General features: G+C 50.7%; 24 protein-coding genes. 21 read left to right on the forward strand and 3 right to left on the reverse strand.

Translation table 11 applies throughout. The features are described 5' to 3' along the window. Positions 1–380: 380 nt before the first annotated feature. From DXA36_RS13385 to DXA36_RS13410, 6 genes are all read left to right on the forward strand, one after another. Positions 381–1310 carry an ABC transporter permease gene (locus DXA36_RS13385; protein WP_182479067.1) on the forward strand — a complete coding sequence of 310 codons (930 nt, stop codon included), beginning with the start codon at positions 381–383 and terminating at the stop codon, positions 1308–1310. Between the two features lie 18 nt (positions 1311–1328). After that, positions 1329–2246: a carbohydrate ABC transporter permease gene (locus DXA36_RS13390; RefSeq protein WP_118679999.1), complete on the forward strand. Its 918-nt coding sequence runs from the start codon at positions 1329–1331 to the stop codon at positions 2244–2246. Positions 2247–2285: 39 nt separating this feature from the next. Beyond that, positions 2286–3845 (forward strand): ABC transporter substrate-binding protein, encoded by a 1560-nt coding sequence (locus DXA36_RS13395; RefSeq protein ID WP_118680001.1) that lies wholly within the window; start codon positions 2286–2288, stop codon positions 3843–3845. Positions 3846–3961: 116 nt separating this feature from the next. Next, a complete protein-coding gene (locus DXA36_RS13400; RefSeq protein ID WP_118680201.1) occupies positions 3962–5413 on the forward strand; it encodes a glycoside hydrolase family 30 protein in 1452 nt (483 codons plus the stop codon). A 17-nt stretch (positions 5414–5430) separates the two neighbouring features. Next, positions 5431–6540, forward strand: coding sequence for a glycoside hydrolase family 5 protein (locus DXA36_RS13405; protein ID WP_118680003.1), 1110 nt, complete (start codon positions 5431–5433; stop codon positions 6538–6540). Between the two features lie 191 nt (positions 6541–6731). Beyond that, positions 6732–8084 carry an MATE family efflux transporter gene (locus DXA36_RS13410; RefSeq protein ID WP_118680005.1) on the forward strand — a complete coding sequence of 451 codons (1353 nt, stop codon included), beginning with the start codon at positions 6732–6734 and terminating at the stop codon, positions 8082–8084. On the opposite strand, the gene DXA36_RS13415 is transcribed toward DXA36_RS13410, so the two are convergent. Next, positions 8005–8679, reverse strand: coding sequence for a hypothetical protein (locus DXA36_RS13415; protein ID WP_118680007.1), 675 nt, complete (start codon positions 8677–8679; stop codon positions 8005–8007). The two genes, DXA36_RS13410 and DXA36_RS13415, sit on opposite strands and share 80 nt — an antisense overlap. Positions 8680–8843: 164 nt before the next feature. Between DXA36_RS13415 and DXA36_RS13420 the strand changes: the two genes are divergently transcribed. The 8 genes from DXA36_RS13420 (at position 8844) to DXA36_RS13455 (ending at position 15034) form a co-directional block, all read left to right on the forward strand. After that, on the forward strand, positions 8844–9419 hold the full coding sequence (locus DXA36_RS13420) for a TetR/AcrR family transcriptional regulator (RefSeq protein ID WP_118680009.1): 576 nt from the start codon (positions 8844–8846) through the stop codon (positions 9417–9419). A gap of 126 nt (positions 9420–9545) precedes the next feature. After that, the gene (ilvB, locus tag DXA36_RS13425) at positions 9546–11273 is read left to right on the forward strand and encodes a biosynthetic-type acetolactate synthase large subunit (RefSeq protein ID WP_118680011.1); all 1728 of its coding nucleotides are present in this window, start codon (positions 9546–9548) and stop codon (positions 11271–11273) included. Continuing rightward, positions 11270–11788: an acetolactate synthase small subunit gene (gene ilvN / locus DXA36_RS13430; protein WP_118680013.1), complete on the forward strand. Its 519-nt coding sequence runs from the start codon at positions 11270–11272 to the stop codon at positions 11786–11788. Before ilvB ends, ilvN begins: the two co-directional genes overlap by 4 nt. 104 nt (positions 11789–11892) lie before the next feature. Further along, complete coding sequence (locus DXA36_RS13435; protein ID WP_118680015.1) at positions 11893–12456, forward strand: RNA polymerase sigma factor; 564 nt, start codon at positions 11893–11895, stop codon at positions 12454–12456. Beyond that, the gene (locus tag DXA36_RS13440) at positions 12447–13496 is read left to right on the forward strand and encodes a DUF4179 domain-containing protein (RefSeq protein WP_243114648.1); all 1050 of its coding nucleotides are present in this window, start codon (positions 12447–12449) and stop codon (positions 13494–13496) included. Before DXA36_RS13435 ends, DXA36_RS13440 begins: the two co-directional genes overlap by 10 nt. 56 nt (positions 13497–13552) lie before the next feature. Then, complete coding sequence (locus DXA36_RS13445; RefSeq protein ID WP_118680017.1) at positions 13553–14200, forward strand: YkgJ family cysteine cluster protein; 648 nt, start codon at positions 13553–13555, stop codon at positions 14198–14200. 297 nt (positions 14201–14497) lie between these two features. After that, entirely contained in the window at positions 14498–14719 is a 222-nt protein-coding gene (locus tag DXA36_RS13450) for a protein pyrBI (RefSeq protein WP_118680019.1), read from the forward strand. Positions 14720–14845: 126 nt separating this feature from the next. Further along, entirely contained in the window at positions 14846–15034 is a 189-nt protein-coding gene (locus DXA36_RS13455; RefSeq protein WP_279221548.1) for a sigma factor-like helix-turn-helix DNA-binding protein, read from the forward strand. A gap of 68 nt (positions 15035–15102) precedes the next feature. On the opposite strand, the gene DXA36_RS13460 is transcribed toward DXA36_RS13455, so the two are convergent. Further along, positions 15103–15486, reverse strand: a complete 384-nt coding sequence (locus tag DXA36_RS13460; protein ID WP_118680021.1) for a BlaI/MecI/CopY family transcriptional regulator — start codon at positions 15484–15486, stop codon at positions 15103–15105. 283 nt (positions 15487–15769) lie between these two features. Between DXA36_RS13460 and DXA36_RS13465 the strand changes: the two genes are divergently transcribed. From DXA36_RS13465 to DXA36_RS13490, 6 genes are all read left to right on the forward strand, one after another. Next, positions 15770–17254: a D-alanyl-D-alanine carboxypeptidase family protein gene (locus DXA36_RS13465; RefSeq protein ID WP_118680023.1), complete on the forward strand. Its 1485-nt coding sequence runs from the start codon at positions 15770–15772 to the stop codon at positions 17252–17254. A 135-nt stretch (positions 17255–17389) separates the two neighbouring features. Continuing rightward, positions 17390–19945 (forward strand): diguanylate cyclase domain-containing protein, encoded by a 2556-nt coding sequence (locus DXA36_RS13470; RefSeq protein ID WP_118680025.1) that lies wholly within the window; start codon positions 17390–17392, stop codon positions 19943–19945. A gap of 180 nt (positions 19946–20125) precedes the next feature. Further along, complete coding sequence (locus DXA36_RS13475) at positions 20126–20665, forward strand: DUF6323 family protein (protein ID WP_118680027.1); 540 nt, start codon at positions 20126–20128, stop codon at positions 20663–20665. Positions 20666–20745: 80 nt separating this feature from the next. Beyond that, on the forward strand, positions 20746–21663 hold the full coding sequence (locus DXA36_RS13480; protein ID WP_118680029.1) for a DUF6179 domain-containing protein: 918 nt from the start codon (positions 20746–20748) through the stop codon (positions 21661–21663). Between the two features lie 70 nt (positions 21664–21733). Then, positions 21734–22357 (forward strand): GH25 family lysozyme, encoded by a 624-nt coding sequence (locus DXA36_RS13485; protein WP_118680031.1) that lies wholly within the window; start codon positions 21734–21736, stop codon positions 22355–22357. Positions 22358–22547: 190 nt separating this feature from the next. Then, a complete protein-coding gene (locus DXA36_RS13490; protein ID WP_118680033.1) occupies positions 22548–23303 on the forward strand; it encodes a hypothetical protein in 756 nt (251 codons plus the stop codon). A gap of 70 nt (positions 23304–23373) precedes the next feature. Here DXA36_RS13490 and DXA36_RS13495 read toward each other — a convergent pair whose 3' ends face one another. Beyond that, complete coding sequence (locus DXA36_RS13495) at positions 23374–23625, reverse strand: hypothetical protein (protein WP_243114650.1); 252 nt, start codon at positions 23623–23625, stop codon at positions 23374–23376. Between the two features lie 231 nt (positions 23626–23856). Here DXA36_RS13495 and DXA36_RS13500 point away from each other — a divergent pair, with 231 nt between their 5' ends. Further along, the gene (locus DXA36_RS13500) at positions 23857–24840 is read left to right on the forward strand and encodes a hypothetical protein (protein WP_118680035.1); all 984 of its coding nucleotides are present in this window, start codon (positions 23857–23859) and stop codon (positions 24838–24840) included. Position 24841: the final 1 nt, after the last annotated feature.

Genomic DNA, 24841 nt, shown 5'->3' on the forward strand with positions numbered 1-24841 from the left:
GGTGCCGCGCCCTTGCCCTGCTGTACGGTACCTAAATCCGGGAAAGTGCCGGGTAAGTACCGAAACCATTTTTACGGAAATCATCTATGGGTAAAAAAGAAGAGAAATTGTCTTATGTATCTGCGGAAATATACATTATAATGAATGCGAACAAAGAACAAATATTAAAATGCGCATTTAAAGTGATAAATAGCAAACAAAATATACAAACTGCACATAATGCGTAAAATAATCCGGTAAATCTCAGTTTTGTCATATTTCAATTCCTTTCCTGGAAATGTACAATTGTGGTATCAAGACAATGTATGGAAGCGAAGCATTCCATGGAAGCATAGCATTCCATGGAAGCATAGCCTTCCACGGAAAAGAAGGGAGAGGGAATGGTGAAAGAGCGGTTTACTAACTTTGGCCACGAAATAAAGAAGAACAGGGCTTTATTCCTTATGGTTCTGCCGGCGGTGCTCCTGGTGCTGGTATTGTCCTATCTTCCCATGTCGGGGCTGATACTGGCATTTAAGAATTACCGGTTTGACAAAGGGGTATTCGGCAGCGACTGGAATGGAATGGAAAACTTCCGTTATCTGTTTTCTTCCGGCACAGGCTGGCTGATTACCAAAAACACAATTCTGTATAATCTGCTGAATCTGATCACTTCACAGGGCCTGGCAATCGTGCTGGCAATTATCATTTCGGAAATGCAGGGAAAGTACTATAAAAAAATCACCCAATCGGTTATTTTCTTCCCTTATTTTATTTCCTGGGTTATTGTAGGGGCCTTTGTCTATAACATATTCAACTATGAGACCGGGCTTATGAACGGCTGGCTCGTTTCCCTTGGAATGGAAAAGGTGAATGTATATTCCATGCCCTGGGTATGGCCTATCATCATCTGCTGCTTTAATGCCTGGAAATGGTGCGGTTACAATTCCATTATTTATATCGCGGCGATCACCGGTATTGACGGGGAATGCTATGAGGCGGCCCAGATAGACGGCGCCAATATTTTCCAGCGTATCTGGTATATCACACTGCCCTGCATCAAGCCTACGGTTATCACCATGCTGCTTCTGCAGGTGGGAAGGATCCTCCGGGGCGATTTCGAGATGTTTTACCAGATAGTCGGCAATAACGGGCAGTTGTATAATGCCACGGACGTAATTGATACCTATGTGTTCCGTTCCCTGATGCAGAATTCCAATCTGGGTATGACGGCAGCGGCAACCTTCTATCAGTCCATTCTCTGCTTTATTATCATCATGCTGGTAAATACGGTTGTTAAGAAAATTGATGAAGATTATGCGTTGTTCTAAAGGGAGGAGGGAACGGTTATGGCAGCAAACAAACAGGTTTATGAATCCAAACGGGTAAAAATGGGTACCGCCGCCATTGTTTTCAATGTGATCGGCTATCTTCTGGTGGGACTGGTGGCGCTGGTGTGCTTATTGCCTTTTATTATGTTGATTTCCGGCTCCTTTTCTTCCGAACAGGCCATCCGGTTTACCGGTTATGGGCTGCTTCCCAAGGAATTTACCCTGGAAGCCTATCGCATCGTATTTAAGTATCCCCAGAAAATTGCCCGTGCCTACGGCGTATCTATTTCGATTACGCTCATCGGTACGGCCCTGGGACTTTTCATCACCACAATGGCAGCTTATGTTATCAGCAGGAAAGATTTCAAATACCGTAATGCCATTTCTTTCTTCTTTTATTTTACCACCCTGTTTAACGGCGGAATGGTGAGCACCTACATTTTTTATATCCAGTACCTGCATCTGAAGGATAACCTGCTCGCATTAATCCTGCCGGGGATGGTGAACATCTTTTACCTGCTTATTATGAGAAGCTTTGTGGCGGCTATCCCCATTGCCCTGGTGGAGTCGGCCAAGATTGACGGGGCGGGGGAGTTCCGCACTTTCATGCAGATAGTCCTGCCTCTTCTCAAATCGGGACTGGCAACCATCGGCCTGTTTATGGCGCTGGGCTATTGGAATGACTGGTACAATGCCATGCTTTACCTGAACACGTCGGAAAAATATCCGCTTCAATATATGCTCTATGATTTGCTTCAGCAGACACAGGCACTGGCCCGGATTGCCAGTCAGGCGGGAATACGGGTGGAAAGCCTGCCGTCCAATACCCTGAAGCTGGCGATGGCTGTGGTAGCCACCGGCCCTATCATCCTGCTGTATCCATTTGTACAGAAATATTTTGTCAAAGGTGTCACAATCGGATCCGTCAAAGGATGAGTCCGGTAAAACGATACACAAAAAAAGGAGGGTTATTTCATGAAAAAAGCTTCTAAATGGATTTCTGTGCTGCTCACGGCAGCAATGGTTGGTACCCTGCTCGCCGGCTGCGGAAGCGGCGGTTCCGGTTCCGGCAGCTCCGGCGGCAGCACCGACAGCGCAACGGCGGATACTGCCGTACAGACGGAAGCTCCGGGGACAGCAGGGCTGGATACTTCGGAGGAAGTGGAACTGGTGATGTATGTGGTCAGCAACGAACCTGCCAAACAGCAGGAGCTGACGGATAACATGAACAAGATATTTAAAGAAAAGCTGAACTGTACGCTGAAAATCAACTATATCGGCTGGGCGGAATATCCCAATAAATATCCGCTCCTGTTCTCATCAGGAGAATCCTTTGATATGGCCTATGCCGCTACCTGGCTGAATTTTGCGGCCCTGGCACAAAAGGGTGCATTCATGAACCTGGATGAGCTGTGGCCTTCCTATGCACCTGAAAACTTTGCGATGCAGTCTGAGACAGCCAAACAGCAGGCGACTATCGACGGCCATTACTACTGTGTTCCCACACTGCTTGCGACCTACTCCGCATACGGTCCCATGTACCGTACCGATATCCTGGACGGCGTGGACTGGGACGGTAAGATGGAAACCTTTGAGGATATGGAAGAGTATATGGATCTGGTTAAAGCCAACCGTCCGGAATTTGAGCCTTATGACGTAAACTCCGCCGGTTCGGAAATGGACGATTTGTTCATGTGGAACAACGGCATGTATTCCATAAAGGGATCGTCCAATGATTTCCTTTTCATAGACCCCATGGAAGACAATCCCAAGCTTTTTACCTATTATGAGTATGATAAAACACCGGAATTCCTGGAAATGATGAACCGCTGGAATCAGAAGGGCTTCTTCAGCAAATCCGCCCTTTCCGATACCGATACGGAAAAAACGAAGAACGGGAAAGCATCTCTGAAGGTTCACAACGTGGATACCTTTACCGGTCTGGTCATTGATAAACCGGATTACAGCTTTGACTATGCGAATCTGGTAAAGGATGTTTCCAATATGGCTTTTACCCAGGATGCCATGGTTATTTCCAACACTTCCAAGCATCCCGAGCGGGCATTGGCGCTCTGGGATCTCATCACCACAGACAGGGAAGCCTTCGATGCCTTTTTCTATGGAATCCAGGACGTTTCCTATGAACTGAACGACAAAGGAGAAGTGAAAACCCTGGATCCCGACAACTACGCGGCCTCCGCAATGTGGGCGGCACGTACCACCGAACTGAACCGCAACGGTATCGGGACACCGGATCGTACGGTGGAACTGAAAAAAGAATGGGACGCGTATATCAAGGACGGCGTGGGAAGCCAGAAATACCGTTCCTTCGTACTGGATACTTCCTCCATTGAAACGGAGTACGCGGCCTGCCAGAACGTTCATCAGCAGTATTGGTGGCCTCTGGAGCTGGGGTATACGGACCCGGTAAGCGGACTGAAGGAATACCAGGAAAAGATGGAAGCAGCCGGCATAGAAAAGGTACGTGAGGTTCTGCAGCAGCAGCTGGATGCCTATGTGGCAGGACTTGGCTGATAAAAAAACAGGCGGCGGAGATGCTTTTCCGCCGCCCTTTCCGGACAGAAGCGAAGGGGAGTAAGGCATCTGCGGAAAAAGGGGGTTCCGGCCGCAGCCGGAGAAAAGGGGGTATCATGGAACATACAATCAAAGTATATCTGACAGCTATGGAAAACGATGTGCGGCTCCGGGAACAGGAGAACCTGCAATGGAAAGCGGATATGCCCGGCAATGACGGGAATGAAGGGCATGTACTGAACGTATATGATCAGGTGGAATACCAGGAAATCATGGGTTTTGGAGGAGCCTTTACACAGGCATCTGCGGTAAATTTCTTCTCCCTGACCGACGGGCAGAGGCAGGAGGTCCTGGATGCATATTTTGATAAAGAGAAGGGCCTTGGTTATAATTTCTGCCGGCTCACCATCAACAGCTGTGATTTTTCCACAGAAATCTATTCCTATGACGACACGCCGGAAGACTATGAACTGAAAAATTTTTCCATAGAAAGGGATAAGGAGGACGTGATCCCCATGGTGTTGGCGGCGAAGGGGAAAGCGCCGGATCTGAGGCTGTTCGCATCGCCCTGGAGTCCGCCCGCCTGGATGAAAACCAACGGAAGGATGGATAAGGGCGGCTGTCTGAGGAAGGAATGCCGGGAAGCCTGGGCCGGTTATACCGCTCGTTACCTGCAGGCATATGAAGAAGAAGGGATTCCCATATGGGGTGTCACCGTACAGAATGAAGCCAAAGCGGAGCAGGGCTGGGAATCCTGCCATTATGAAGCCGGGGAGGAAAGGGATTTTGTTACAGGCTATCTGAAGCCGGCCTATGAAAAGGCGGGGCTGGGGGATAAGAAAATCTTTTTCTGGGATCACAACAAAGAGCGTGTGGTGGACCGCAGCCTGGAAACCCTCTGCAATGACCGGGCCAGGGCGGCCTTTGACGGAATCGCCGTACATTGGTATTCCGGCGACCATTTCGGCGCCCTGGATGTGACGCACCGCCTGTTTCCGGAGAAGCTGCTGATCGCTTCGGAGCAGTGTAAGGGCAGGGAAACGCGCCCCTGGGAATCCGGGGAAGCATATGCCCATGATATTATAGGGGATCTGAATAACTGGGTGGGCGCCTGGACGGACTGGAACATGCTTCTGGATGAAAGCGGAGGCCCGGATCACTGGCTGGAGGAACAGCTCGGGTGGGAAAGCATCACAGCGAAACGGAAGGAACGGGGTCTGGAAATCAACTGGAAGGATCCCCGGTTCCGGGAGCTGATGCAGGAAGAAGGGATATGGTTCGGAGAATCGCCGGTGCTGTGCGATCACGAAGAAAAGAGCATCCATTATGCGTCTTCTTATTATTATATCGGCCATTTCAGCCGTTTTATCCAAAGAGGCGCCAGGAGAATCGGAAGCTCTGTTTATACACCGGGGCTGGAGGTATGTGCTTTCCGCAACCCGGACGGCAGCAGGGCCGTGGTAGCCATGAATCCCTGTGGCGAAGAAAAGAAAACGGTGCTGCGTTTCCATGAGGAAATTGCGGAATATACCATCCCTGCCCATAGTATTGTCACCTTTGTATTCTGAAACGGGAGGAACGCTGCATGGATAAAATCAGAGGAGTGAACCTGGGAAACTGGCTGGTGCTTGAAAAGTGGATGCATCCGGCATTATTTGAAGGAACGTCCGCGGAGGATGAGGATGAGCTGTGCAGACAGCTTCCCCGGGAAGAACTGGTAAAACGGCTTAACGCACACAGGGATGCCTACATTACGAAGGAGGACTTTTCCTATCTTAGTAGCAAAGGGATTAACACGGTACGAATCCCGGTCCCGCACTTTCTATTCGGGGATGATCCGGCTTATTGCGAGCCGTATGTCCCCTGTGTGGAATATCTGGACAGCGCTTTTGCGTGGGCGGAAGAAACGGGACTTTCTATTTTAATAGATGTGCATACTGCACCGGAAAGCCAGAATGGCTTTGACAACGGCGGTATCTGCGGCGTCTGTAAATGGGCACAGGATCCAGGAAGGGTGGATCGGCTCCTACGGGTGCTGGAAAAGCTGGCACTGCGTTATGGCCGGCACCCGTCTCTGTGGGGAATCCAGCTGCTCAATGAGCCGGTTTCCGAACCTCTGTGGCAGATGGTCCGGTACAAATACCTTCCCCATAACCCGGAGAGGGCGGCAGGTTCTTCCTTTGTCCCACTGGATGTATTATATGATTTTTATACGAGAGGATATCATATGCTGCGCAGCATTCTGCCGGAGGATAAAAAGATTGTGTTTCATGACGGCTTCCGGTTTGAAGTCTGGGAACCCTTTTTCCGAAGGGCTGGTTTTACAAATGTGGTGCTGGATGCACACTGGTACCTGGGGATGGGGGTTCCCGGCGAAGATACTTCGGAGCTGGACTACATGCGGGCTATCCTGAAGGAACATGTGAAAAAGCTGAAAGCCATGGAAAAGACCGTTCCCGTCATTGTGGGGGAATGGTGTCTTTCCCACAATCTGCAGCCGGATAAGGTTTATACGGAGTTGGAAAAGCAGCTTTCCTATAAACTGGTGGGAGACGCCCAGCTCATGGCCTGGGAGGCCTGCAGCGGCTATTTTTTCTGGAGCTATAAGCTGGTTTCCGAACCGGAGGGCTGGGACTTCCGGAAATGCGTGGAAAAGGGCTGGCTGCCGGGAAACCTGGAAAACGGAAGGGATTGACAAAGGAAAAAGATTCATTATATAATAACATCGTTCATCGGAGGTGGACCATTCGCTGAAAAATGGGAACCGGATAAGATGCTGGCCAAGATGCTTGCTTCTTGTCCGGTTTTTTGTGTGGGACGGGGGAAGGCAGGGCCTGATCCCGGAAAACTTTGGTGGAAATCTGCAAAAGATAGGGGAAAATAAAAATGAAAGAAACACAAAATTTTACAAAGGGGAATATCCTTTTATCTCTTGTCCGGTTTGCGCTGCCTGTGCTGGCGGCGTTGTTCCTTCAGACGATGTACGGTGCCGTGGATATGCTTGTGGTAGGACAGTTTGCCACGGCGGCGGATGTGTCTGCGGTATCCACGGGCAGCTGGCTGATGCAGCTGATCACATCCTTTGTAGTGGGGATAGCCATGGGGACGACGGTCCTTCTTGGAAGGAAGCTGGGAGAGGGAAAGCCGGAGGAGGCAGGAAAAATTATCGGGGCCAGTGTGGTCCTGTTTGCGGTTATCGGTGTTGTGATCACGGTCCTGATGGAGCTTTGCGCGGTGCCGGTTGCCCGGATTATGCAGACGCCTGCGGAAGCGTTTGACGCGACCGTGCTGTATGTGCGGATCTGTTCGGCTGGTTCCCTTTTTATTGTGGCTTATAATGTGCTCGGGAGTATTTTCCGTGGGATCGGGGATTCCCGGATGCCGCTGATAACCGTGGCGATTGCTTGTGTGTTTAATATCGCAGGGGATTTCCTGCTGGTAGGGGTATTCGGTATGGCGACGGCGGGAGCCGCCATTGCCACGGTATGTGCCCAGGCCCTGAGCGTGATAATCTCCGTCCTGATTATCCGGAGGCAGAAGCTTCCTTTTACCTTCGGCAGGAAGGATATTGCATTCGATAAAAAGAGGATGGGGAGCGTATTCCGTCTGGGGCTGCCCATCGCGTTCCAGGATTTGCTCGTAAGCATTTCCTTCCTTGCCATTACGGCGATTGTGAATTCTCTGGGCGTGATCCCATCCGCCGGGGTAGGTGTTGCGGAAAAACTGTGCGGCTTTATCATGCTGGTGCCTTCGGCCTTTAACCAGTCCATGTCCGCCTTTGTGGCGCAGAATATGGGGGCGGGGAAAGCGGAGCGGGCCAAAAAGGCGCTGCTGGCCGGTGTGGGCCTTTCCCTGGGGGTAGGTGTGTTCATGGCCTGGCTGTCCTTTTTCCACGGGGATCTGCTGGCGGGGCTTTTTGCCAGGGATACGGCGGTTATCGGTGCGGCGGCGGAGTATCTGAAGGCGTATGCCATTGACTGTCTGCTGGTATCCGTTATGTTCTGTATGATAGGATATTTCAATGGCTGCCAGAAAACGATGTTTGTAATGGTTCAGGGGATCGTTGGGGCATTCTGTGTCAGAATCCCTGTGTCCCTGTTCATGAGCCGGCTGGAGCCGGTATCCCTGTTTAAGGTAGGGCTGGCAACCCCTTGTTCCTCTATTGTCCAGATAGTTCTGTGCCTGGGATATTTTGTGCTTCTGTCCAGGAAGAGGACTCTTCCGGAACCAGAGAAATAAGACCGAGGCGGCATTCGACGGATGCGGCCTTTGAGACAGGGGTCAGTTGGATATCCACAAAGGAAGCAGCGTCACAGACGGCATTGCAGGCATACAGGCTGCCTTTGCCGTCTGTTTTTAATACCATATCACCTGCATAATTGGAATAGTCGAAAACAGTTACCGTCCGTTGGGCCGTATCAAAATAGCCGATTTGGGAACGGTGCATACCGGAGCCCCAGGAAAACGTGAAATATAACTCTTCCCTGCCGTCCCGGTTCCTATCGGCGAGAGCAAAGGAGGTGACCCCGAAACCGCCGAACCATGTCCCAAGAGGGTATACGGCATCCTCATACAGGAGAAAAGAAGCACAGGAGGAATCATATTTATAGACGGCGATACCGTATTCTTCAGACAGTGCCGCCGGGGTTACCCTATAACAGGCCTCCTGTCCATAACCTGCAGCAGACGAACTGTGCAGCGAGGAAAAAGCTTCCGCCCCTTCTGTGGAAGGGGTTAGCCCGAAGGTTTTGACGACGGGACGGGGTTCCTGTCTCCAGCCGGTGAAAAACAGCAGGAGAAGAAGGAAGAAGAGAGAAAAAATCCGTTTTTTCATGACAGGCCTCCTTTTTATGCGGCATAGCTGTGTAACTCGTATATTCCAAGTATACGGTGCCGGACCGGTCCGCACAAGCCCCGTAAGTGTGGCAGACTTCCGCCCTTGACAGAGAAGGGATATGGGAATAGAATGAGAGCAAGTACTTGCATGGAGGTGGCGGCATGGATGAGACAAGCCAGAAAATTATTGACGCAGCGATGACCCTGATCCGTGATCAGGGATATGTGGCTACGACCACAAAAGATATAGCCCGGACGGCCGGTGTGAATGAATGTACGTTGTTCCGGAAATTCCAAAACAAGAAGGACATTGTGATGCAGGGGATCGCCCAGGAGAAATGGCGTGCCAATGTAACGCCGGAGATATTCCGGGAGGTGCAGTGGGAGCTTCGGGCGGATTTGGAGATGTTCCTGGCCGCATATATGGAAAGAATAACGCCGGATTTTGTGCGGCTGTCCATCGGATTGCGGGCGCCGCAGCTATATGGGGATACCGCGCCGCTGATCATGCAGATCCCGCAGGCGTTTCTGGCTTCGCTTACGGAATATCTGGAAGAGATGGGAAAAAGGGGGAAAATAGCCCCTGCCGATTTTGAGAGTATGGCTATGGTTATTTTTTCCTCCACCTTCGGTTTCACCTTTTTAAAGGCTTCTTTTAATCAGGAACTTACAAAACTGGAGCAAAAGGAGTATATCAAAAAGAGTGTGGATCTGTTTATCAGGGGGATTTCCGTATAAACGGAAGTCCCTGGACATGCTGTAAAAGGGTATGAAAAATGGTACTGCAAAGGCAGTGCCAAAAAAATAACCGCAATGCATGCAAGTGCTTGCATTTCTATATCTGGAATAAGGAGGAATGACAGGATGATAACGGGAGCGGAACTATTTGTAAAGGCACTTAAAGCGGAAGGGGTGACTACCCTGTTTGCCTATCCCGGAGGACAGGCGATTGATTTGTTTGACGCCCTTTATGGGGACAACGGAATAGACGTCATCCTGCCGCGGCATGAACAGGGCCTGATCCATGCTGCGGACGGATATGCCCGTTCTACCGGCAGAGTGGGGGTATGCCTGGTAACCAGCGGCCCGGGGGCGACGAATCTGGTAACAGGCATTGCCACGGCCAACTATGACAGCGTCCCGCTCGTCTGTTTTACCGGACAGGTACCCACCGGCCTGATTGGAAACGATGCCTTTCAGGAGGTGGATATCGTGGGAATCACCAGAAGTATATGCAAATATGCGGTTACCGTGAGAAAGCGGGAAGATTTGGGCGCAGTGATAAAGAAAGCTTTTGGGGTAGCAAAAGCCGGAAAGCCGGGGGTAGTGGTGGTGGATTTGCCGAAGGATATCCAAAGAGAATACGGCAGCGCCGGTTATCCGGAGCGGGCAAAGGTGAGAGGCTGTAAATCCCCAGCCTGTATACATACAGGCCAGATCCGAAGGGCGATGGAAGCACTGAAGCAGGCGGAAAGGCCGGTTTTTCTCCTGGGCGGCGGCGTGATCATAAGCCGTGCCGGGGAGGAAATGCGCTGTCTCGCCGAAACCACAGGGGTTCCTGTAGTCACAACGATTATGGGAAAAGGGTCCATACCCACCAGCCATCCTTTATATATCGGAAATCTCGGTATCCACGGCGCTTATGCCGCCAATATGGCTGTGAGCCGGTGTGATCTCCTTTTTTCCATCGGGACAAGATTCAATGACCGCATTACCGGGAGAACGGATTGTTTCGCGCCCGGAGCCTCCATTGTCCACGTGGATATCGATCCGTCCTCCATATCCCGCAATATTTCCGTGGATATCCCTATTGTCGCCGATGCGGGGCAGGCGATCCGCGCATTTACCGAAAGAGCCTGTCCTCTGGAAATCGGGGAGTGGAGGGAACAGATTGGGCAATGGAAGAAACAGCACCCTATAGAACGGAAGAAAAAAGGAATGACCCCGGAGACCATCATGCGGCATATCAATGAAACCTTTCCCGAAGCGGTTGTCGCTGCGGATGTGGGGCAGAACCAGATGTGGGTCACGCAGTTTCTGGCCCTGGATGGACACAAGCAGCTGCTGACATCCGGCGGCCTTGGTACTATGGGGTACGGCCTTCCTGCCGGGATAGGGGCGAAGCTGGGCAATCCCGGGACGGATGTGGTCGTTATTACCGGAGACGGCGGGATGCAGATGAACATCCAGGAGCTGGCTACCGCCGTGGTATATGAACTGCCTGTCATCATCTGCATATGGAATAACGGCTATCTGGGAAATGTAAGGCAGTGGCAGGAGATGTTTTACGGAAAGCGATATTCCTCCACCTGTATGCGTTACCGGAAAAGCTGCCCTGCGGACTGCAGCCGGCCCGGTAAAGACTGTCCCGTTTATACGCCTGATTTTATCCGGCTGGCGGAAAGCTACGGGGCAAAAGGAATCCGGGTGACAAGGGAAGCGGAAATCGCCCCCGCCCTGCAGGCCGCAAAACGAACGGCCGGAATACCCACCGTCATTGAATTTATCATAGACCGGGAGGATAATGTCATGCCAATTGTCCCGCCGGGAAACGCCCTGGAAGAAATGGTTTTGAAGGAGGAGCGGATATGAAAAAACGATGGATCTGTCTTTTTGTGGAAAATGAAATAGGGGTGCTTGCCCGGATAGCGGGCCTGTTCTCCGCCAAAGCATATAATCTGGAAAGCCTGACCGTGGGAAGAACGGAGGATGAAAAGGTTTCCCGTATGACAATCAGCCTTACCGGGGACGATAAAACCTTTGAGCAGGTGAAAAAGCAGCTCAACCGCTGTGTGGAGGTAATTAAAGTGGTGGATTATACCGACCGGGCCGTGTATCGGAAGGAACTGATGTATGTAAAAATCAGCGGCTGTTCCGGCGAAGAGATAACGGATCTGTTCCGTATATCCCGGGTGACGGGAACTGCAATTGCGGACTATACGCGGTCCTGTGTCCTGCTTGAGAGTGTGCGGACGCAGGAGCAGAATGAGGAACTTCTGGCAAGGCTGAACCGAGACTATTCCGGCCGGATCGAGATTGCCAGAGGAGGGAGCGTGGCGGTGGAGGCAGCCGGCAGATACTCAACAGAAACAAATTCGCAAGATTGACGGTGCCGGGTGTGATATAGTATTACAAAAGGGTAGTTAATAAGGGAAGGCGGAAAACAATACATCGTCCTGACATACAGGACCGGCAGCTGAGGGAGAAGGAAATGGAGGATGAGAAGATTATAGCGCTGTTCTGGAGCCGATCCGAACAGGCGATTGCGGAAACTGCCGCGAAATATGGCGGACTCTGCAGGAAAATTGCGGGAAATATTCTGGAAAACGAACAGGACACGGAGGAATGTCTCAACGACACTTATCTGGGCGTATGGAACAGTATACCTCCCGCGCATCCCGGGGTGCTGCGCGCCTATGTGTGTAGGATAGCGAGGAATCTGGCGGTTAAAAAATACCGGTCCAATACCGCGGCAAAAAGGGACTGCCGCTGCAATTGCCTGCTGGAGGAGCTGGAAGGATGTATCCCTGCTCCCGTTCGGCAGGAGGTGGAAGCGCAGCTGGAGATGAAGGAGCTTGCAGGATATCTGGAGAAATTCCTGGACAGTCTGGGGAAACGGGAGAGAGCGGTATTTTTCAGACGGTACTGGCTTGCGCAGCCCCTGAAGGAGGTGGGAAAGGCATGCGGGGTTACCGAGCATCACGCTGCGGTTATCCTGGAAAGAAGCCGCAAAAAGCTGAAGAAATTCCTGGAAGAGAGGGGGATATGGATATGAAGGCGGAACGGTTATGGGAGGCGCTGGGAGAGGTGGGCGACTCTTATATAGAAGAAATCCTGGAACAGACGGAGAAGCGGAAGATAAAAATGCGGAGAGGAAGGCTGTGGAAACTGGCGGCTGCAGCAGTCCTGCTTCTTTCCTGCCTGCTCACAGGAATTCCCCTTCTGGCGGCGGAGATCCCAGCCTTTTACCAGGTGCTGTATCAGATATCCCCTGCCACGGCCCAGTTCTTTATCCCGGTACAAAAAGCCGGAGAGGATAACGGAATCCGGATGGAAGTGGAGGCGGCCTACATCGAAGGCGATACGGCCCGGATATATATATCCATGCAGGATTTGGAAGGGGAGCGGATTGATGAAACCACGGATTTATTTGACAGCTATTCCATACAACGAAGTTTTGACAGCGTGGGCAGCTGCCGGCGGGTTTCCTTTGAGGAAGAAACCGGAAAGGCCACTTTCCTGGTGGAAATAACAAGAATGGACGGAAAACCTATAGAGGGAGGGAAAATCACCTTTTCCGTCAGGGAATTTATCAGCGGGAAAACGGCGTCGGAGGATATGCTTCTGGATTTGGATCCGGCGTCGCTTGCAGACAGAAGTGTTACGGAAACTGTGAAGGAACCCCAGATAACAGGTTTCAGTTATCCGGGGGACGTTTCCGATGACGAAGAACGCAAGATCCTTTCCCAGGCGGTACTGCAGCCGCAGGAAACACTGTATTCCCCAATGGATAAAATCGATATAACGGCGGCAGGGTATCTGGACGGTATGCTCCATATCCAGCTGGCGGTAACGGATAAGCTTCTTTTGGATCCCCACGGTTTTCTCTATTTGACAGATGGGGAAGGAAACCGGGTGGATTCCCGCTACACCATATCTTTTATGGAAGAGAAGGAGGGCGGAAAGCGGGTGGATTACCAGGAATTCCTTTTCCGGATCCCCAGAAAAGAGCTGGAAGGCTGCCAGCTTTACGGAAGCTTTTATACAGCTGGCAGAAACGTCCGGGGCTATTGGCGCGTAACCTTCTCTTTGTAAATCGGACCCGATATGATATAATTCCTGGTAACGGCAGTACAAAAGAGGAGGCAGGGATGGAAAGAGATATGAATCTGGATGAGATATCCGACGGAAAATTATATGAGGCCAACGATATGGTCAGGCTGGGCTGCGGGGACTGTGACGGCTGTTCGGCATGCTGCCATGGTATGGGGGATACTATCGTACTCGATCCCTATGATATCTGGCAGCTCACGGGAAATCTGCACCATACTTTTGAACAGCTCCTGAGTCAGGGGAAGATAGCCCTGGCCGTATACGACGGGGTTATCCTGCCCCATCTGTGCCTCGAAGGCGCACAGGAGGGCTGCCCCTTTCTCAGCACACAGGGAAGATGCAGCATCCATTCCTTCCGGCCGGGGATCTGCCGTCTGTTCCCTTTGGGAAGGCTTTATGAGGATAATGGCTTCCGTTATTTTATCCAGGTGCACGAATGCCGGAAGGAGAGCCGGACAAAGATGAAGATAAAAAAATGGCTGGACATTCCTGAGCTACGTAAGTATGAGCGGTTCATCACCAGTTGGCATTACTTCATCAAAGCGGTACAGGAGGAAATAAAGACATTAGGGGACGAGGCGCAGATAAAACAGCGGAATATGCAGCTGCTGCAGACTTATTTCCTGACTCCCTACAACGGAAAAGACGATTTTTATGAACAGTTTTACGCCCGGCGGAAGGAATGACAGACGGCCTCCGGCACCCCATGGAAATGTGCGGTGCCGGAGGCTTTTTCGGACATAACGATAGCTCGCAGAGCATGAAACCCGTTGTTTACTGCGGGAATTGCGATGAAGATAACGCAGTTGTGCACAATGTATAATATGATGTGCTGTACATATAGGACAATTGGCTGAAAATAACAAAAAAGAAAAAATAAAACTGACATTCCCAAAAATAAAATGCTAAAATGAAGATATCGTAATAACTGTGAAGATACGGAACAGTTACAGACGTAAAAAGAAAGATCAGGAGGTAATTTTATGAGAAGGATAACGAGTGCCTGTCTGCTGCAGACAATGAGGTTTGATAACCTGAACGGGGAAAATCCGGAGCAGGAGCTGGAAATGTACTGCAAAAAGCTGGATATGAAAAGGACGAAATATGTCATTGAGGAAAAGACGGTACAGCCCGGCGGCGCGCTGCTTGTTAAAATCAGGAGACAATACAACCAGTATAAAACGGACGGATATTTGGAGCAGTAAACCCGCACTTCGGAGCCGCCGCACAGAACAGGCGGCAATGCTCCGGAGTGCTTTTTTGGAAATGGAAAGCAGAAACGGCATATCTTCGCGGGTTAAAGGGTATAGAGCCGTAATTCAAGGGAAACCCTGTCAAAGAGGGAACAGACGGTGATCCTTTTGCGCTTCGGCTTTGTGGATGGCCGCAGCTGGACGCTGGAAGAGGTCGGAAAGCTGTATCATGTGACAAGGGAACGGATACGGCAGATAGAAGGCAGGGCGATAAAGCGGCTGCGGCAGCGAAGAGGTGTGAAGGAACTGAGGGAATATATAGACTAAATAACCCCCAGGGAATCCTGCCGCCATCTCCGCCGGCTGTAATGCCCCAGGGTATCCGTGATGATATATCAGGACGGATCGGATGTGCGGGCGGATATCAGATTTTTCAGCTCCTCCAGGTCTTGCCGGGTAAGTGTTTCGGCATCCAGAAAAGAGGCCAGCATAGAGGTCATGCTGCCGTTAAAATAACGCTGCAGGAAATGATGGCTTTCCTGGTTTATGTATTCTTCCTGCCCAACCAGCGGGGTGTAAATAAATACCCGGCCCTCCTTTTCATAAGTGAGGGCTTTTTTCTGCACAAGGCGTTTCAGCATGGTCTGTATGGTTTTAGGGCTCCATCTGGTGGTCCGGGTCAGATATGCAGTCACCTGGTTTGTGCTTATGGGCGCATGATCCCATACGATTTTCATGACCTGGAATTCCGCTTCCGATATCTGTGGGAGAGCCTTCATAAAATACCTCAACCTTTCTTACGGTTGTAATAATAGAAAGTATAGGGATATGCGGGCCATTTGTCAATTCTCATCTTCAAGAAAAATTAAGAATTGGGAAAAACCTGCAATTTCCATAAATTACCTGCCTGAAAAGTTACTTTTGAGGGGAAATAGAAGATAATCTGCTTGACTTGATATTCCAGGGGAGGTAATCTTTTAGTTGAGAGTCCTTTCATCCCTCTGCGTCTTACGGACAGCGGGAGATCGGAATGTTAGAAACTTGCAAGGAGTATACCCCCTGATGAAATATAAATGGATACCGGCTACAGCGGCAATTCTTTCTTCTTTTTTTCTTATTTCTTCCCCGATAACCGCACTTGCGGTGGGAAATACCATCAGTACAATTGAAGACGAAATGGTTCATAACACGGAAGGCGGGCAGGAAACGGAGTCCGGCGGAAGGGAAACGGAACAGGAAGCCACGGCGGAAGGTGACGGCTCCGGAGCCGATGCTTTCTGGCCGTCAGGACCTTCGGTGGTTGCGGAATCGGGCATAGTGATGGAGGTTTCCACCGGAACCATCCTGTACAGCAAGAACATGCACGCCCAATATTACCCTGCCAGCATTACGAAAATCATGACAGCCCTTCTCGCCATGGAAAACTGTGAATTGGATGAATTGGTGAAGGTTCCCCACGAAGCGGTTTATATGGAGGATAAGGGCTCCCATATTGCCCTGGATGAGGATGAGGAGCTGACGGTAGAGGACTGCCTGTATGCCATGATGCTGGCCTCTGCCAACGATGCGGCTTATGCCCTGGCCGTCCATGTGGGCGGTACCATTGAAAATTTTGCGGATATGATGAATAAGCGGGCGGTTGAGCTGGGCTGCCAGGACAGTAATTTTGTCAATCCGCATGGGCTGCCGGATGAAAGGCATGTATCCAGTGCCTATGATATGGCGCTGATCACCAGGGAAGCCCTGACGCATGAGATTTTCAGAACCGTGTCCAAGACCGTATATTATGAGATCCAGCCCACGGACAAACAGCCGGATTTGATTCCCATGTCTAACCACCATAAGATGATCTGCAGCGGCAAATATCATTATGACGGTGTTTTTGCCGGAAAAACCGGGTATACGGTAGTTGCGAAAAATACGCTGGTCACCTGTGCAGCCAGGGACGACATGGAGCTTATCTGTGTAACCATGAAAACGGAAGGCCGTCAGGTATATGTGGATACCGCATCCCTGTTTGACTTCTGCTTTGATAATTTTAAAAAGGTGGATATCGGAACCAGTGAAGCGGGTGAAATAAAAGTGCCTGTAAAGGCGGCGGACGGAACGGAAAAAGTGGAGACGGTACCTGTACAGGTGGCGCAGGACGGTTATGTGATCATCCCTTCCCAGGTGAATTTCTCAGATCTGAAGCCCATGCTTCTGCTGGCAGCAGCGGAGGAGAACGCGGATACCGGTGTGCTGGAATATACATACGGCACCCGTGAGGTGGGACAGGCTTCCATAACCCTTCCTGATTTCCTGCGGACAAAAGCGGAGCCGGAGGAAACGGAGCCTGAAACGGAAACCCGGCCGGCCGAAGAGGAAAAGGATGGGGATGCCGGCTTCCGCTGGTGGTATATCCCGCTGGGGATACTGGCGGCTGCCGCAGTTATCCTGGGTACCGTCATGCTGGTACGCCGGCAGATTTGGAAATACCGCTGGAGGAAAAGAAGAAGAGGCGGCAGGATGCGGAATGCAGGAAGCGGACGCAGGCCGCGAAGATAGCTGCATTGCTGCTAAGGGCCGGTGATCCAACCGGGGGAATTTTATATATACCCATTTATATTTCGCACTTGTACAACAGACCGTAAAAGCTTATAATGAAATTGTGTACACGGTATCGTAACAGAGGGAGCTTTTATGGATACGCGAAGAGTTGATGATTTTGATGCGCTTTTTTTTACAGAAGTTTTCAACCGGCTGCAGACGAATATATATATTCTGGATGCGGAGACGGAAACAATTGTTTATATGAATGACGCCATGAAAAGGGAGTTCCGTTTGGAGCACCCGGAGGGAAAGCCGTGCTGGCAGCTTCTGCAGGAAGGAATGACGGGAAAATGCCCGTTCTGCAGCAGAAAAGACAGGGAAGCGGGATGCCCTCCTGTTGTCTGGGATGAGAAGAATACAAAGACGGGGCGGGTATACAGGCATTATGACAATTGGACAGAGTGGAACGGGAAGCGCTACTATGTGAGTGAATTTACCGACGTTACAGAATATACACTTTTGTCCCGGTGTGCCAGGTTCGATGACCTGACAGGAATCCATAACCGCAGGGCCGGAAGGGAAATGCTGGCGGAGCGGATGGAAACGGGCCGGAAGGAAAACGCTATTATTACCGTTGCCCTGATGGATGTCAATGAACTGAAGAAGATAAATGACAGGTATGGCCATGCAAAAGGGGACCAGCTTCTGTCATGTCTGGCTGATGCGGTCAGAGAATGCCTGAAGGAGCGTGATATGGTATTCCGGATGGGCGGTGATGAATTTGTCCTCGCTTTTTACGGAGTGAGCCTTTCGGAAGCGGAAGCGCGTATTCGAGAAATAGAAGATCGGTTCCGGAAAGCACAGGAGAAGGATTCGCGGGTTCAGCAGGTATCCTTCAGCGCGGGGCTGACGGAAGTATATCCCGGTGACAGGAATTCCATATTGGAGATCATCAGACAGGCGGATGAGAAAATGTACCTTCAGAAGAGGGATTATCATATCAGACGGGCAAAGGAGGAGCTTCTGACAACCGGCGGGGCCGGTGAAACGGCGGATACCTTCCGGTATGATAAGGATCATTTATACGACGCCCTTTCGGCGAGTACGGATGATTATGTATTTGTGGGAAACATGAAAACAGGTGTTTTCCGGTATCCGCCGGCCATGGTGAAGGAGTTCGGGCTGCCGGGGGAGATTGTGGAGAATGCGGCGGCTTTCTGGAGTGGTATGATACATCCCGACGATGAAAAAGGTTTTTTAGAAAGCAATCAGGACATTGCGGATGGAAGAGTAAATTCCCACAATATCGAATACAGGGCCAGGAATACCAGGGGGGAATGGATCTGGCTGCGCTGCAGAGGACGGATGCTGAAGGATTCCCAGGGACGGCCGGATCTGTTTGCCGGCTTGATTACGAATCTGGGAAAAGTAAACCGGACGGATCATATGACGGGGCTTTTTAACCGGTTTGCCTTTGAGGGAAATATCAAGAAGTATCTGGCGGACCATGAAAAACGGAACCGGATGGATGTTATGATCCTGGATATGGATTCCTTCAAAAATGTGAATGATTTGTATGACAGAGCTTTCGGGGACGGGGTGCTCCGGACGACGGCACAGAAAATTTCCCAAATGCTTTCCCCCAATGCATCGATTTACCGTCTGGACGGCGATGAATTCGGCATCCTGATATTGAACGGGGAAGAGCGGGAGGCGCAGAAGATCTTTGGCGGCATACAGAATAAATTCTGCCGGCAGCAGGAATATAACGGCAAAAAGTACTATTGCACTATATCCGCCGGCTGTGCGGTTTATCCGTCCGATGCGGACAATTACCTGGATTTGTTGAAATTTGCCAACTATTCCCTGGAGCATTCCAAACAGAAGGGGAAAAACCGGATGACCCTGTTTTCCGTGGAACTTATCAGGGAAAAGGAACGGTCGCTTGAATTGACGGAGCTGCTCAGGGAGAGCATCGAACATGGCTTCACCGGTTTTTCCGTCAGCTATCAGCCCCAGGTATATGCGGAAACCGGGGAAATCTGCGGTGCAGAGGCTCTCGCCAGGTGGCACTGCCCGAAGTATGGGGATATTTCACCGGTAGAGTTCATCCCTCTGCTGGAGCAGAGCGGGCTGATTATCCCGATGGGCAGCTGGATTCTGTATCATGCAGTGGAGCAGTGCGGGAGATGGCGGAAAAGAAAGCCGGATTTCCATATCAGCGTCAACCTTTCATACCGGCAGCTGCTGGAGGGAGATATCGTGGAGGGAATACGCGAGACACTGGAGATACTTCGGATGCCGCCTGAGGGCGTCATACTGGAGCTGACGGAAACCTATCTGATGAAGGACGCGGCGGGAACCAGGGATATCCTGGATAAAATGAAGCAGGCGGGCATCATGCTGGCGATGGATGATTTCGGCATCGGTTATTCCTCCCTGTTTTCCCTGAAAAGCACCCCTGTGGACGTGGTCAAAATCGACAGGGGCTTTGTTAAGGGCATCACCACCGATTTGTTTAATGCAACGTTTGTAAAAGCCATAACGGAGCTGTGCCATGACGTAGGCAAAAAGGTCTGCCTGGAGGGCGTGGAAAGCCGGGAAGAATATGAAGTGGTAAAAGGAATGGGCCTGGAGCTGATACAGGGATACTATTTCGGAAAGCCGGTAAGGGCGGAGGTTTTTGAGGAACAATGGCTGTCATGACAGAATAAATAAAAAGAGATAGGAGCGTCAACGCTTCTATCTCTTTTTCGATTACTATCGTATCATAAAAAGTGGAAAATGTCAAGTCTTGTATTGGATGCGCCGCGGACGTATAATAGGCATTCCCGGCGGGGAAAATGGGTAAAACAAGGGGATGGGATAACAGAAAGGGATGGGGATATGGATGAAAAATTTTATGAAATGATTCTGGCGGAAAAAGAGAAGCGGGAAATGTCTGTTCTTATGGACTGCAATGAAAAGACGGCCCGGTTCGGTTTAAGCCTTACGGAACAGGAGGCGCACGAACTGGTGATCTGCAGGAATGAAAGCCTGAAAAAGTACCGGAGAGTGGAATTCGGCGGCGGGATTCTGGATAAACTTATCTTTACTTTTTGTGATTCCTCCTATATTACTCAGGATACTTACAAAGAAACGATGGAGGAACTTCAGGATATTTTCTACTGTTTTAAAAACGAAGCGGCGGATCAGCTGACGGACGATGAACTTCTGGCTTTCATGAAGGAACAGTTTGAGGATATCTGTATGGGGGACACGGAATATCTGCGGAGCACCTGCCTGCCCCGGTTTGCCTCCGCGATCCGCGCCGGATATACAGGATATCGTAAAAGCGGCGGAAATGGGGAATATGAGAAGCTGAGTGAGGAGGAGCGTTGGGATGAAACGCTGTATATGGATGTGGTAAAGGAATTATTTTGGTAACGGATCGGAAAGGCCTGCGTATCCACTGCGCGGACCGTGCATAGTTGCGTGCCTGCGGACACAGGCGGACAGGAGCGGGAATGGAAGAAATACATTCCATAGAAGAAAAACTTTCTATGGTAAATGGAAAAGTGGCGGACTATGATATGGCGGAGCTTTTACCCGTAGTCGCATGGCTTACGGATAAATATACCTCCAGGGAAAGCAGTTCGGTGACCTATGAGACAGCGGCGGTGCTTATGGAGGCAGTCTGTTACTGTATACAGGAATGCTTTTCCGGTAATCCGTATGGGGTTACGTCTCCGGGAAAAGGCCTGGGGGCCAGGCAGGCTTATGATAAAGGATATCAGAAGGTGACGCAGAAGGCGCAGGCGGCAAGGGAACTGTATGAAAAGCTGACAGACGGCTTTGAGGATTACGGCTGCCTGAATTACAGGGATACGATCCGGAAGGGGCTTCCGGCTTTTTTCATGAAATACGATGCCCGGTTCCGCCCCCAGGATCATATCCTTACGCTGGATTACCCGGATTTGGCGGCAGGGGAGACGCTTACCGGCGTGGACAGGATTTACAGCTATCTTAAGCATATTACCATGGAGAACAAGCTGCTGGGACAATTTCCGCGGCATGCGGTGTGTGAACTGCTGGAGAATCAGCAGGCGGATTATAGAAACCTGTACATGGATAATATCTGCTATCCGGTGCTGCTTCAGGCTGTCATGTGTATGATAGGTGACACTCCGGTACAGGAATTGCGGACCGGCAAGGAGGAGCAAAAGCTTCTTTACGTTTATCTGGAAGGGGACAGTCTGGATAGGGCATCTGAGAAAATAAGGGCCCTTCTTGTTTTGCTGGTATCCAGAATGGGCTTTAACCAGGAGGAGCAGGCGTATTTTGGGAAGATGGGAAGAGAACTGGCCGCGCGGCTTCTTCTGCTTTCCCAAGTCAAAAATCCCGCAGCAGACGGCCGGGGATTTGACCCATGCGGCAGTTTTTAGGGGAGCAGGATACGGCGGCTTCCCTTTTTCATATATTATAGTAAGAACAGAGATAGAAAAAGGGATAGCTATGATAAAAGGAATTGATGTTTCCGAGTATCAGGGGATAATTGACTGGAAAAAGGTGAAGGCGGCAGGCTGCCGCTTCGCTGTGCTGCGGGCGGTAAGAAGGGATGGGAGTGCGGATATGCAGTTTGAGGCAAATGTAAGGGGCTGTCTGGAGAATGACATTCCCTTTGATGTGTACCGCTATACATATGCACTTCTGCCGACGGAAGCGCAGAAGGAGGCTGATCAGGTAATCCGGCTTCTGCAGGCATATGGGATACGCAAATGCAGAATATGGTGGGATGTGGAGGACCGTTCTCTGGAAACACGGGGGAAAGAAGTTCTTACAGGCTTGATCCGGACCGCAGAGAATACGGCGGCCGGAGCAGGATATGCGTTTGGCATTTACACGGGACTGTTTTTTTACAGGGAGGGTTATTTCGATGGAGAATCTCTTGACTGTCCGCTCTGGATAGCAGATTACCCCATATCACGCAGTTTTCCTTTTTCGGAGGAACCGCCCGCAGATGGCCACGGGCCGGTGATCGGGCAGCCGCTTTTTGCCTGGCAGTACTCCGGCAAGGGGATTATTGAAGGGATCTTGGCGCCGGTGGATCTGGACGTCTGTTATATGCCTTTCCGGTGATAAAAAAATATGCCTGTGCCGCCGCCCCGGGGAAAACCGGCAGGCATAACCACGGGGCAGCGGTGCAGGGAGCTGCGGACAGTAACAAACGCATAAAAGCGGGAAGAATTACGAAGATTTATACTTGTCTTTTCAACCGGGAGTGGGTATGATAGGAAAAGATACATTATTCCGGAATGGAGGTAGGAGGATGAAAAAGAAACATTTGTTAACGCTGGCTGCAGCTGCGGCTGCGGCCTTGTTTTGTATGCTTCCCGTAAAAGCGGATGCGGCTGAACTCATCCGTTCAGATGAATATGGAGAGGTTTTGGTGGTGGATGTACCCGGCGGGGAAGGGCTCCTGTTTATGGGCAATACCAGCGGCAAGGTTATGCAGTTCCTGAAGGAAAGTGCTGGAGATCCCTATTTTGTGAGATATAATGTAATGGATGCCACTTTGGCTAAAGTAAAAGCGACCGCCAGTTCCATCCTTGTATTCAATGAGGAAGGAGAGCTGACGGGCGTAAAGGGGCCGGCGGAGATCGGGCAGGATATTGCGGCTCATCAGGCGATGATAGAGGCTCTGAACCAAATGGATCCCCAGCAGCAGGCGGCATTGGAAAACCAGCAGCTTGTAAGCCTGGCAGCCCAGCAGAAGGAATTGGAGGAAGCCAGGGAGGAGGCGCTGGAACAGGCCGGTCAGGCTGCGGCGGCGGGAAATGAGGCCGAAGCCGCACAGTATCAGTTTGCGGCGGTGCTGTGTGAACAGCTTCTGGCGGTGGCAAACACGAAGCAGCAGGCAGTTCTTCTTTATCAGCAGCAGGCAGCTGCCGAAGCCGGGCAGGTTCTTTTGTCCATACAGGAGCTGGCGGGAGTGATACAACAGGAAATTGCGGATTATTCCCTGCAGTATCAGCAGGCGATGACGCAGGCGGTTATGACGGAGCTTTTCCAGTCCATGTTGTGACGGCTGCTCAGAACCGGACAGAAAGGCCCGGCATACCTTTTAAAGTATGCCGGGCCTTTTTCTATAACCGTTAATTCCCCTGTGGGCCGGAAAACAGATCCTTCATATCATTTACCAGCTGCATATCCTCCGGCGTCAGCTTCAGATTGGAGCTGTATTTTTTCCCATCTGCCGTGGTTATGGTCATTTCTATCAGTGCCCCTTCCGTTACCGCGCCTTTGGATACGGCGTTCAGGAAGGACGGGAATTTGGGGTGCCTGGCCTTGAATTGCTCCCAGGAGGCTTTTATCTGTAATAATTTCATGGGATTCATCGGATTCATAATAATACATTCCTTTCCTGCAAAATAATGCTGCGGTGGTACAAGTATTTTTATTATATCATTTTTATTCCCGCATGGCGAGAAAAATAACAGGAAAAAACGGGAGACAGGGCGTAGTGAAAATGGTAAAATGAAAATAACTGTGAAGATACAGGACAGTTACAAGTCAGATATCACGCAGCCCGTTGAGCGGAATCATCAGGCTTACGGGCGAATGAAGGAGATCAGGATATGATTTATAAATGCAAGAACTGCGGCGGAAATGTGGTTTACGATCCGGACAGGAAAGCAATGCATTGTCCCTATTGCGACGGCATAGGGACCCAGGATGAGGCGCCGGGCGGCGGAATGGAACTATGCGCCAACTGCGGGGCACCTATAGAGGCCGGAGATTATCATAGTGCGGTCAAATGTGAATACTGCGGCCATTATACTATTTTTGACGAGAGAATAGAAGGCGTTTATGAACCACGTTTAATCCTTCCCTTTAAGATGGGAAAGGAAACGGCGGTAAAGCGTCTGGAGGAGGAGTTTTCCAAACGTATTTTTGCACCGGAATCTTTTTTATCCCAGGCTACCGTGGAAAAAATGGAAGGGAACTATGTACCCTTCTGGCTGTATGATATGAAAGCGGACTGCCATTACTCCGGGACGGGGACGCGGGTCCGCGTCTGGGTCAGCGGGGATACGGAGTATACGGAGACCTCTTATTTCCAGGTGAACCGGGATGTGGATGTGGACTTTGAAAAGCTTCCGGTAGATGCCTCTCTGGAAATGGAAGATCGTGTAATGGATATGATGGAGCCTTACGGTTACGAGGCATTGGAAAAGTTCCGGCCGGAATATATGTCCGGCTTCCTGGGAGAAATCTATAATCAGCCAGCAGAGGCCCTGGAGCCGCGGGCGGAGGAACGTGCGAGGAAGGATGCCTCCGTTATGCTCCACAATACCATGAATGGATATACGGCCCTGATCCCCGCGCAGGAAACCGTCCGTATGCACAGTGTGCAATCCAAATATGCGCTGCTTCCCATCTGGCGGTACCGCTATAATTATGAAGGCACGAACTATGACTGCTTTGTCAACGGACAGACGGGGAAGGTAATCGGGAAAGCCCCCTTGTGTAAAAAGAGGATATTCGCTTACGGCGGCACCTTTTTTGCCAGCCTTACCATAATTTTGCTGCTTATAAAAGGAATACTGGAGGTGCTGTGAG

The organism is Eisenbergiella sp. OF01-20 (assembly GCF_003478085.1).
Classification (GTDB): Bacteria; Bacillota; Clostridia; order Lachnospirales; family Lachnospiraceae; genus Eisenbergiella.

Bases quoted from the DNA above. Each gene is read 5' to 3' on its own strand.
- DXA36_RS13415 (WP_118680007.1), bottom strand. From the start codon at position 8,679: ATGAAAAAACGGATTTTTTCTCTCTTCTTCCTTCTTCTCCTGCTGTTT.
- ilvN (WP_118680013.1), top strand. From the start codon at position 11,270: ATGAAAAAACGATGGATCTGTCTTTTTGTGGAAAATGAAATAGGGGTG.
- DXA36_RS13400 (WP_118680201.1), top strand. From the start codon at position 3,962: ATGGAACATACAATCAAAGTATATCTGACAGCTATGGAAAACGATGTG.
- DXA36_RS13465 (WP_118680023.1), top strand. From the start codon at position 15,770: ATGAAATATAAATGGATACCGGCTACAGCGGCAATTCTTTCTTCTTTT.
- DXA36_RS13480 (WP_118680029.1), top strand. From the start codon at position 20,746: ATGGAAGAAATACATTCCATAGAAGAAAAACTTTCTATGGTAAATGGA.
- DXA36_RS13460 (WP_118680021.1), bottom strand. From the start codon at position 15,486: ATGAAGGCTCTCCCACAGATATCGGAAGCGGAATTCCAGGTCATGAAA.
- DXA36_RS13490 (WP_118680033.1), top strand. From the start codon at position 22,548: ATGAAAAAGAAACATTTGTTAACGCTGGCTGCAGCTGCGGCTGCGGCC.
- DXA36_RS13405 (WP_118680003.1), top strand. From the start codon at position 5,431: ATGGATAAAATCAGAGGAGTGAACCTGGGAAACTGGCTGGTGCTTGAA.
- DXA36_RS13385 (WP_182479067.1), top strand. From the start codon at position 381: ATGGTGAAAGAGCGGTTTACTAACTTTGGCCACGAAATAAAGAAGAAC.
- DXA36_RS13475 (WP_118680027.1), top strand. From the start codon at position 20,126: ATGGATGAAAAATTTTATGAAATGATTCTGGCGGAAAAAGAGAAGCGG.
- DXA36_RS13420 (WP_118680009.1), top strand. From the start codon at position 8,844: ATGGATGAGACAAGCCAGAAAATTATTGACGCAGCGATGACCCTGATC.
- ilvB (WP_118680011.1), top strand. From the start codon at position 9,546: ATGATAACGGGAGCGGAACTATTTGTAAAGGCACTTAAAGCGGAAGGG.
- DXA36_RS13495 (WP_243114650.1), bottom strand. From the start codon at position 23,625: ATGAATCCGATGAATCCCATGAAATTATTACAGATAAAAGCCTCCTGG.
- DXA36_RS13390 (WP_118679999.1), top strand. From the start codon at position 1,329: ATGGCAGCAAACAAACAGGTTTATGAATCCAAACGGGTAAAAATGGGT.
- DXA36_RS13440 (WP_243114648.1), top strand. From the start codon at position 12,447: ATGGATATGAAGGCGGAACGGTTATGGGAGGCGCTGGGAGAGGTGGGC.
- DXA36_RS13445 (WP_118680017.1), top strand. From the start codon at position 13,553: ATGGAAAGAGATATGAATCTGGATGAGATATCCGACGGAAAATTATAT.
- DXA36_RS13470 (WP_118680025.1), top strand. From the start codon at position 17,390: ATGGATACGCGAAGAGTTGATGATTTTGATGCGCTTTTTTTTACAGAA.
- DXA36_RS13485 (WP_118680031.1), top strand. From the start codon at position 21,734: ATGATAAAAGGAATTGATGTTTCCGAGTATCAGGGGATAATTGACTGG.
- DXA36_RS13450 (WP_118680019.1), top strand. From the start codon at position 14,498: ATGAGAAGGATAACGAGTGCCTGTCTGCTGCAGACAATGAGGTTTGAT.
- DXA36_RS13500 (WP_118680035.1), top strand. From the start codon at position 23,857: ATGATTTATAAATGCAAGAACTGCGGCGGAAATGTGGTTTACGATCCG.
- DXA36_RS13435 (WP_118680015.1), top strand. From the start codon at position 11,893: ATGGAGGATGAGAAGATTATAGCGCTGTTCTGGAGCCGATCCGAACAG.
- DXA36_RS13410 (WP_118680005.1), top strand. From the start codon at position 6,732: ATGAAAGAAACACAAAATTTTACAAAGGGGAATATCCTTTTATCTCTT.
- DXA36_RS13395 (WP_118680001.1), top strand. From the start codon at position 2,286: ATGAAAAAAGCTTCTAAATGGATTTCTGTGCTGCTCACGGCAGCAATG.